Origin of the sequence: Microcella sp. (genome assembly GCF_046296455.1) — a bacterium.
Lineage (GTDB): Bacteria > Actinomycetota > Actinomycetes > Actinomycetales > Microbacteriaceae > Microcella.
Genome location: NZ_JBKBLF010000005.1, coordinates 111,110 through 118,491 on the forward strand (window position 1 = coordinate 111,110; position 7,382 = coordinate 118,491).

The 7,382-nt window shown below is 72.5% G+C and carries 8 protein-coding genes; 2 read left to right on the forward strand and 6 right to left on the reverse strand.

Annotation, left to right across the window (positions count from 1 at the left end; translation table 11 throughout):
* Positions 1 to 6 precede the first annotated feature (6 nt).
* A complete protein-coding gene (locus tag ACK4HH_RS04415) occupies positions 7 to 468 on the forward strand; it encodes a nitroreductase/quinone reductase family protein (RefSeq protein WP_409648655.1) in 462 nt (153 codons plus the stop codon).
* On the opposite strand, the gene ACK4HH_RS04420 is transcribed toward ACK4HH_RS04415, so the two are convergent.
* From ACK4HH_RS04420 to ACK4HH_RS04435, 4 genes are read right to left on the reverse strand one after another with little or no spacing between them, the layout of a single operon-like run.
* Positions 465 to 1,790 carry a dihydrolipoamide acetyltransferase family protein gene (locus ACK4HH_RS04420; protein WP_409648657.1) on the reverse strand — a complete coding sequence of 442 codons (1,326 nt, stop codon included), beginning with the start codon at positions 1,788 to 1,790 and terminating at the stop codon, positions 465 to 467. The genes ACK4HH_RS04415 and ACK4HH_RS04420 overlap by 4 nt on opposite strands.
* 16 nt (positions 1,791 to 1,806) lie before the next feature.
* On the reverse strand, positions 1,807 to 2,787 hold the full coding sequence (locus ACK4HH_RS04425) for an alpha-ketoacid dehydrogenase subunit beta (RefSeq protein WP_409648660.1): 981 nt from the start codon (positions 2,785 to 2,787) through the stop codon (positions 1,807 to 1,809).
* Positions 2,787 to 3,902 carry a thiamine pyrophosphate-dependent dehydrogenase E1 component subunit alpha gene (locus ACK4HH_RS04430; RefSeq protein WP_409648661.1) on the reverse strand — a complete coding sequence of 372 codons (1,116 nt, stop codon included), beginning with the start codon at positions 3,900 to 3,902 and terminating at the stop codon, positions 2,787 to 2,789. The genes ACK4HH_RS04425 and ACK4HH_RS04430 overlap by 1 nt, the downstream gene beginning before the upstream one ends.
* 35 nt (positions 3,903 to 3,937) lie before the next feature.
* Complete coding sequence (locus ACK4HH_RS04435; protein ID WP_409648662.1) at positions 3,938 to 5,011, reverse strand: histidinol-phosphate transaminase; 1,074 nt, start codon at positions 5,009 to 5,011, stop codon at positions 3,938 to 3,940.
* A 98-nt stretch (positions 5,012 to 5,109) separates the two neighbouring features.
* Between ACK4HH_RS04435 and ACK4HH_RS04440 the strand changes: the two genes are divergently transcribed.
* Positions 5,110 to 5,514: a phage holin family protein gene (locus ACK4HH_RS04440; RefSeq protein ID WP_409648664.1), complete on the forward strand. Its 405-nt coding sequence runs from the start codon at positions 5,110 to 5,112 to the stop codon at positions 5,512 to 5,514.
* 7 nt (positions 5,515 to 5,521) lie between these two features.
* Here the strand turns inward: ACK4HH_RS04440 and ACK4HH_RS04445 are convergent, their stop codons facing one another.
* Together ACK4HH_RS04445 and ACK4HH_RS04450 are read right to left on the reverse strand one after the other, a co-directional pair.
* A complete protein-coding gene (locus tag ACK4HH_RS04445; RefSeq protein WP_409648666.1) occupies positions 5,522 to 6,913 on the reverse strand; it encodes a hypothetical protein in 1,392 nt (463 codons plus the stop codon).
* Positions 6,910 to 7,382, reverse strand: a 473-nt coding sequence (locus ACK4HH_RS04450) for a hypothetical protein (RefSeq protein ID WP_409648667.1), incomplete at its 5' end; no start/stop codon positions are given. The genes ACK4HH_RS04450 and ACK4HH_RS04445, both read right to left, overlap by 4 nt.

The window sequence follows — 7,382 nt, forward strand, 5'->3', positions numbered from 1 at the left end:
GCCCGCATGTCGAACCGCCGCGCGATGCTCACCATGACGGGGCTGCACCGCGCGCTGCTGCGCCTCACGGGCGGGCGGCTCGGCAGCGCGCTCGGGGGCATGCCCGTCATCGAGCTGACCACGACCGGACGCAGCTCGGGGCTGCCCCGCACCGCGATCCTCACCGTGCCGCACCGTGAACCGATGCGCGCGGGCCAGCCCGACGAGCGTCTCGTCGTCATCGCGAGCCGCGGCGGCGACGACCTGCAGCCCGCGTGGTACCTCAACCTCGTGGCCGAGCCGCTCGTGCGGGTGGCGAGGGTCGGCGAGCATCCACAGCCGTATCGGGCACGCACCGCCGACCCCGACGAGCGCGCCCGATTGTGGCCGCTCGCGGTCGCGGCCTACCGCGGGTACGCCGAGTATCAGCGCAAGACCGAGCGCGAGATCCCGGTCGTGATTCTCGAGCCGACGGGCGCCGGCGATTAGTCGAGCAACAGCGCCGGCTCTTCGATGACGCTCGCGACATCGGCCAGGAACCGGCTTGCGACATCGCCGTCGACGACGCGGTGATCAAACGAGCCGCCGATCGTCGTCACGAAGCGCGGGCGCACTTCACCGTCGACGACCCAGGGCTTTTGCTTGATCGTGCCGAGAGCCACGATCGCGACTTCACCGGGGTTCAAGATCGGCGTGCCAGTATCCATGCCGAAGACGCCGATGTTCGTGATCGTGATCGTGCCGTCGGCCATGTCGCTGGGCTGCAGCTTGCCGTCGCGCGCCGTGTTCGTCATGAGCTCGATCGACTGAGCGAGCTCGCGCAAGCTCAGGTCTTGCGCGTTCTTGATGTTCGGAACCACGAGCCCGCGGGGGGTCGCGGCCGCAAAACCGAAGTTGACGAAGTGGTGCACGATGATCTCGGCATCCGTCCACGTCGAGTTGACGGTGGGGTTGCGGCGCACCGCCCAGATCATCGCCTTCGCCATGATGAGCAACGGCGAGACCTTGATGCCCGCGAAGTCGGGGCTGGCCTTGAGGCGCTTGACGAACTCCATCGTGCGGGTCGCATCGACGTCGACGAAGACGCTCACGTGCGGCGCACTGAACGCGCTCTTGACCATGCCGGCGGCGATGGCCTTGCGCACGCCCTTGACGGGGATGCGATCTTCCCGCTCGTTCGGCCAGGCGGGCGTCTGGATGTTGCGGAATACGCTCGCCTGCTGCGCGTGCCGGATCACATCGTCGCGCGTGATCTCGCCCGCGAGGCCCGTGGCCGTGACGGCTGCGAGGTCGACGTCGAGGTCTTTCGCGAGCTTGCGGATGGGCGGCTTGGCGATGACGGGGCCCGAATCGGCCGCGGGCACCGAGGCGAGGCGGGGCGCCGCGGCCGGAGCGGCAGCCGCCGGCGCGGGGGCCGCGGTGCGCCCGCGCGTGCGGCGCGAGGCAACGTGCCCCTTGGCGCCGTAGCCCACGAGTACGGCGCCGGGCTTCTCAGCCTCGGCCTCGCTCGCGATGCTGGATGCCGTATCGGCCACGCCGGGATCGGTCGCCTCGCCGGCGTCGGCGCCGCCGTCACCGCGCACCGTGATGATGGGCGTGCCGACCTCGACCGTCTGGCCCTCCTCGACGAGCAGGGCATCGACCGTGCCGGCGAAGGGCGAAGGCAGCTCGACGAGCGACTTGGCCGTCTCGATCTCGACGAGCACCTGGTTGATGGTCACGGTGTCACCGGGCTTGACGCGCCACGACACGATCTCGGCCTCGGTCAGGCCCTCGCCGACGTCGGGCAGCGGGAACTCGGAGATGCTCACGATTCCTCCAGTGCGATCAGTAGGCCAGGGCGCGGTCGACGGTGTGCAGAATACGGTCGACGTCGGGCAGGTACGCGCCCTCGAGCTTGGCAGGGGGGAACGGCGTGTCGTAACCGCTGACGCGCAGCACGGGGGCCTCGAGCGAGTAGAACGCCTTCTCGGTCACGGTCGCGGCGATCTCCGAGCCGATGCTCACCGAGCCCGGCGCCTCCTGCGCCACGACGAGACGGCCCGTGCGGCGCACCGAGTCGAGCAACGGCCCGTAGTCGATGGGTGAGAGCGAGCGCAGGTCGACGACCTCGATACTCGTGCCCTCCTCCGCCGCCACCTCGGCGGCGTCGAGCAGCATGCTCACCATGGCGCCATGGCCCACGACCGTCACGTCGGTGCCCGCGCGCACGACGCGCGAGGCGTGCAGCTCGGCGCCCGGCGACTCCAGGTCGACCTCGCCCTTGGGCCAGTAGCGGCTCTTCGGCTCGAAGAACATGACGGGGTCGGTGCTCGCGATGGCCTGCTGCATCATCCAGTAGGCGTCGTGCGGCGTCGCGGGGCTCACGAGGCGCAGGCCCGCGGTGTGGGCGAAGTAGGCCTCGGGGCTCTCTTGGTGGTGCTCGACGGCGCCGATGTGCCCGCCGTACGGAACGCGGATCACGACGGGCAGCTGCAGCGCACCCTCGTGGCGGGCCGTGAGCTTGGCGAGCTGCGTGGTTATCTGGTCGAAGGCCGGAAAGATGAAGCCGTCGAACTGGATCTCGACGACGGGCCGGTAGCCGCGCATCGCGAGGCCGATCGCGGCGCCGACGATGCCCGACTCGGCGAGCGGGGTGTCGAGCACGCGATGGGCGCCGAACTGCTGCTGCAGCCCCTCGGTCACCCGGAAGACGCCGCCGAGCGGGCCGATATCCTCGCCCATGAGGATGACCTTCTCGTCGGCCTGCATCGCCGCGGCGAGGCCGAGCGTCAGGGCCTTGGCCATCGTGAGGGTCTCGGTGGGCATCAGGCACCCCCCTCGAACGAGGCCTCGTAGTCGACGAGGGCCTGGCGCTGCGCATCCATCGTCGGATGCGGCTGGCTGTAGACGTGCGCGAACATCGACTCGACCGGCGGCGGCTCGAGCGCGAGGGTGCGGGCGCGCGCCTCGGAGGCGAACTGCTCGGCCTCGTCGTGCACCTCAGAGAAGAAGGCCTCGCTCTCGCCGAGCCCGCGCAGGTAGGTCTCGAAACGGGCGATCGGGTCTCTCTCTTGCCAGTAGTGCAGCTCATCGTCATCGCGGTACTTCGTCGGGTCGTCGCTCGTCGTGTGAGCACCCATGCGGTAGGTGAGGGCCTCGATGAACTGCGGGCCCTCGCCCGCGCGGGCGGCGTCGAGGCTCGCGGCCGTGGCGGCGTAGCTCATGAGCACGTCGTTGCCGTCGATCTGCACGCTCGGAATGCCGAAGCCGCGCGGCCGGTGGAAGAGCGGCGTGCGCGACTGCACCCGCACGGGAACCGAGATGGCCCAGTGGTTGTTCTGCAAGAAGAACACCTGCGGGGTCTGGTAGCTCTGCGCGAAGACGAAGGCCTCGTTGACGTCGCCCTGGCTCGTGGCGCCGTCGCCGAAGTAGACGAGCACGGCGGTGTCGCGCTCGGGGTCGCCCGTGCCGACGAGGCCGTCGAAGCGCAGGCCCATGGCGTAGCCCGTGGCGTGCAGGGTCTGCGAGCCGATGACGAGCGTATAGAGGTGAAAGTTGCCGGTCTCGGCCGGGTTCCAGCCGCCGTGCGTCAGGCCGCGCAGCATCTTGATGATCTGCACGACGTCGAGGCCGCGGATGTGGCCGACCGCGTGCTCGCGGTAGGCGGGAAAGATGTGGTCGTGAGCCCTCGCGGCGAAACCCGATCCGACCTGCGCCGCCTCTTGCCCGAGGCTCGGGATCCAGAGGGCGAGCTGGCCCTGGCGCTGCAGGTTGCCGGCCTCGATGTCGAAGCGGCGGATGACGCTCATGGTGCGGTAGAACTCGCGCAACTGCTGCTCGGTGAGAGCATCCACATAGGGCAGGTAGGCCTCGGTGGCGTCGCTCGCGACCCGCGTTCCGTCGGGCGCGAGCAGCTGCAGCGTCTCCGGGGTGTACGACATGCGTTCCACTCTAGGCCCGGCGGTGGGGGCCGAAGTCAGAGGGTTCGAACAACCTCGCCCGCGACCGCCAGCAGAGATTCCACAGACTCGGCCTCGCCGATCGAGACACGGATGCCCTCCGGCGGGAACACCCGCGCGACGATCCCGGCCGCGGCGAGGGCCTCGCCCGCGGCGGCCGTGGCCGGCCCGGTCGGCAGCCACACGAAGTTGCCCTGCGACACCGGCACTCGCCAGCCCTGCGCGCGCAGCGCCGCCTGCACGGCGTCGCGGCGCGCGGCGAGCTCGCGCACGCGCGCGAGCAGCTCGGGCTCGACCTGCATCGCCGCGAGCACGGCGCGCTGCGCGGCCTCGGTGACAGCGAGCGGAATCGCCGCGCTGCGCGCGGCGTCGAGCACCGCGACCGGCCCGATCGCGTAGCCCACCCGCAGGCCCGCGAGGCCGTAGGCCTTCGAGAAGGTGCGCAGAATGACGAGGTTGGGATAGCGGCGCACGAGCTCGGCGCCGTCGACCGCGCTCTCGTCGTCGATGAACTCGGCGTAGGCCTCGTCGAGGATGACGAGCAGATCGCTCGGCACCGCCTGCATGAAGGCCGCGAACTCGGCGGCCGTCACGACGGTGCCGGTGGGGTTGTTGGGCGTGCACACGATGACGGCCCGCGTGCGGTCGGTCACGGCCGCGGCCATCGCGGGCAGGTCGTGCCGGGCATCCGCCGTGAGCGGCACGCGCACGCTCGTGGCGCCCGCGACGGTCACGAGGCCGGGGTAGGCCTCGAAGCTGCGCCAGGCGAAGACGACCTCGTCGCCGACGGTCGCCGCGGCACTGATGAGCTGCGCGAGCAGCGCGACGGATCCGGCCCCCACGATAACCTCGTCGGGGGTCACGCCGTGGCGCGCGGCCAGGCGCTCGCGCACGACGAGGGCCGTGGCGTCCGGATACCGGTTGATATCGAGGTCGCGGATGGCCGCGAGCACGGCCGGATGCGGGGGGAAGGGGTTCTCGTTGCTCGAGAGCTTGAAGGCCTCGGCCGAGGCCGGGCGGCCCTGCTTGTAGGCGGGCAGCGCGACGATCTCGGGGCGCAGGCGCACGGGGGCAGCGAGGGGCTCGGTCACGCGATCAGCCTACGTCGGCGCAGCCACGGGTCGGCCGCGACGGCTGTTCGCCCGCCGTTCGATTGCCGGGCGGGGCGCGAGGTGTGCATAGTTGAGGCATGGGACGCTTCCTGATCCGCCTGATCATCAACACCATCGCGCTGTGGCTGACGACGCTCATCGTCGAGGGGGTGAAGGTCGTCTCGTACGGCGCCGAGGGCGACACGGTCGCGCTCGTGCTGACCTACCTGCTCGTCGGCGCGATCTTCGGCATCGTCAACGCGGTCATCGGCAATGCGATCCGCATCGTGGCGTTCCCGCTCTACATCTTGACGCTCGGCCTCATCGCCCTCATCGTCAACGGGCTGCTGTTGCTGCTCGTCGCGTGGATCTCGAGCCTGCTCGGCTTCGGTCTGACGGTCGACGGCTTCTGGTGGGGCGTGCTCGGCGCCGTCGTGCTCGGCCTGCTGAGCTGGCTCATCGGCGTGCTGCTGCGGCCGTTCGTCGGCCGCAAGCGGGGCTGAACCGGCCCTAGTCCGCGTTCGCGCGCGGTACCCGCGTCGCCGTCCACGCGGTGCGCTCCCCGGCGCTGGTCGGCCGAGGCAGCGCATCGATCGCCGCCCGCAGCGTCGCGCTGTCGTGCGCATCCGCCGCGGCCGCCGTGCGGCGGTAGCGATCGAGGTCGTGGGCCGGCAGCATCCCCTCGATCTGCTCGTCGGCCCGCAGGCCGTCGCCGCGCACGATGACGGCGGTCGACTCGCGGCGGATGCCCGAGAGCACGGGCACGAGATCCTCCCGGTGCTCGATGACGATCGCGGGGTACTCGCCGCGCACGGGCAGGCCGCCGCTCGGCGCCCCGACGGTCACGAGGCCGGTCGTACGGTAGTCGCCCGACTCGGCGAGCACGGTCGCGATCGCGCCGCCCTGCGAGTAGCCAGTGAACACGATCGACGTCGCGCTCGTCACCCCCTCGGCGGCGAGCGCCGCCTGCACGGCCTGCACAGAGGAGGCCGGCTCGCCCGCGAGGAGCGCGACGTTGCTCGCCATGTCCCACGGCCGATCGCCGCCGAGCTCGGCGTGCACGTCGGTGCCCGCGATGTAGACCTCGACGTGCGGGCTGCCATCGGCGAGCACGTAGCGCTCGATGACGATGGGGGCGGCCGGGTCGGGGATGCGCCCGGCGCGATCGGCGAGCGAGGCCGGGGGTGCGACCGGGCGCGACTCGCCCCCGCGGCGCAGGTCGGCAGAGACGCGGTCGATGCGCACGGGGTCGACCCCGCTCGCGCCGGCGAGCGCGGCGAGCCCCACGACGGCGAGCGCCGCCGAATCGAGCCCGACGAGACCGAGCCCCGGCTCGCCGATCGCACTCGCGACGACGGGCGGTAGGCCCGCGGCACCGAGCGCGGCATCGTCGGCGAGCGAGAGGGCGTACCGCAGGGCCTCGAGCGCAGCGGGTTCGCTCAGCACCGCCGGCAGCGGCCCGGCCCCGACGGCGGTGCCGAGAGCGTCGCGCTGCTCGGCGGGCACGAGCCCCCACAGCAGGGCGGCGCGCCCGGCCGCGGTCACGAGTGCCGGCAGCAGCAGCACGCCGAGCCGCGAGAGCAGCAGGCCCGCCGCCGCGGCGGCCTGCGCGGCGACCGCCTCGACGGCGCGCGCCGTCACGGTCTCGGCCGTCTCGTAGAGGGTCGCCGCCTCGTGCAACGCACGCGCGAGCGCGGCGAGACGCTCGGCCGCCGTGCGCGTTGCGCCCTGCACCTGCCAGAGGTCGGCGTCGCGCCCCGTGCTCTCTCCCGTGCGCAGCGGGGGGATGCGCAGCACCACCTCGCCGCAGTGCGCGCTCGCGGTGCGCAGCGCGCCCGCCAGCCGCTCGAGCTCGTCGGTCGCGACGGCGGCCCCGACCCCCACGACCAGCCCGCCGCTCATGGCACCCCCGCCCCGACCGGCTCGGCCGCGGCGAGCAGGGCGGCGTGCTCGAGCTGGATGCGCACGCCCTCGAGCCGATCGGCCTCGCGTCGCAGGCGCGCCCGCTCGAGGTCGATCGCCGACTGCAGCGCCTCGCGTGCCGGACCCCACCAGTGCTCGATGCTCTCGGGCCGCGGCAACGCGCTCACGACGTCGTCGAGCCGCTGCCGCAGGTCGGCGACGAGCACGGCCTGCCGCTGCAGCTCGGCCACGGCGGCGCGCGCGCCCGCACCGCCGTGCGCACCGGGGGGCGGGCATGCGGCGGTGGCGTCGATCACCGGTGCTCCCCCCTGCCGCGCGCGAGCATCCCGCGCCGCCTCGTCGGCCCCCGAGCGTGCCGCACCGGGCGGCCCGCGCTCGCCGCCCGCGCCCGGCAGGTCGCTGCGAGCACGAGCGCAGCGGGTGTGGAGGAGGGCCGACTGGGCCACAA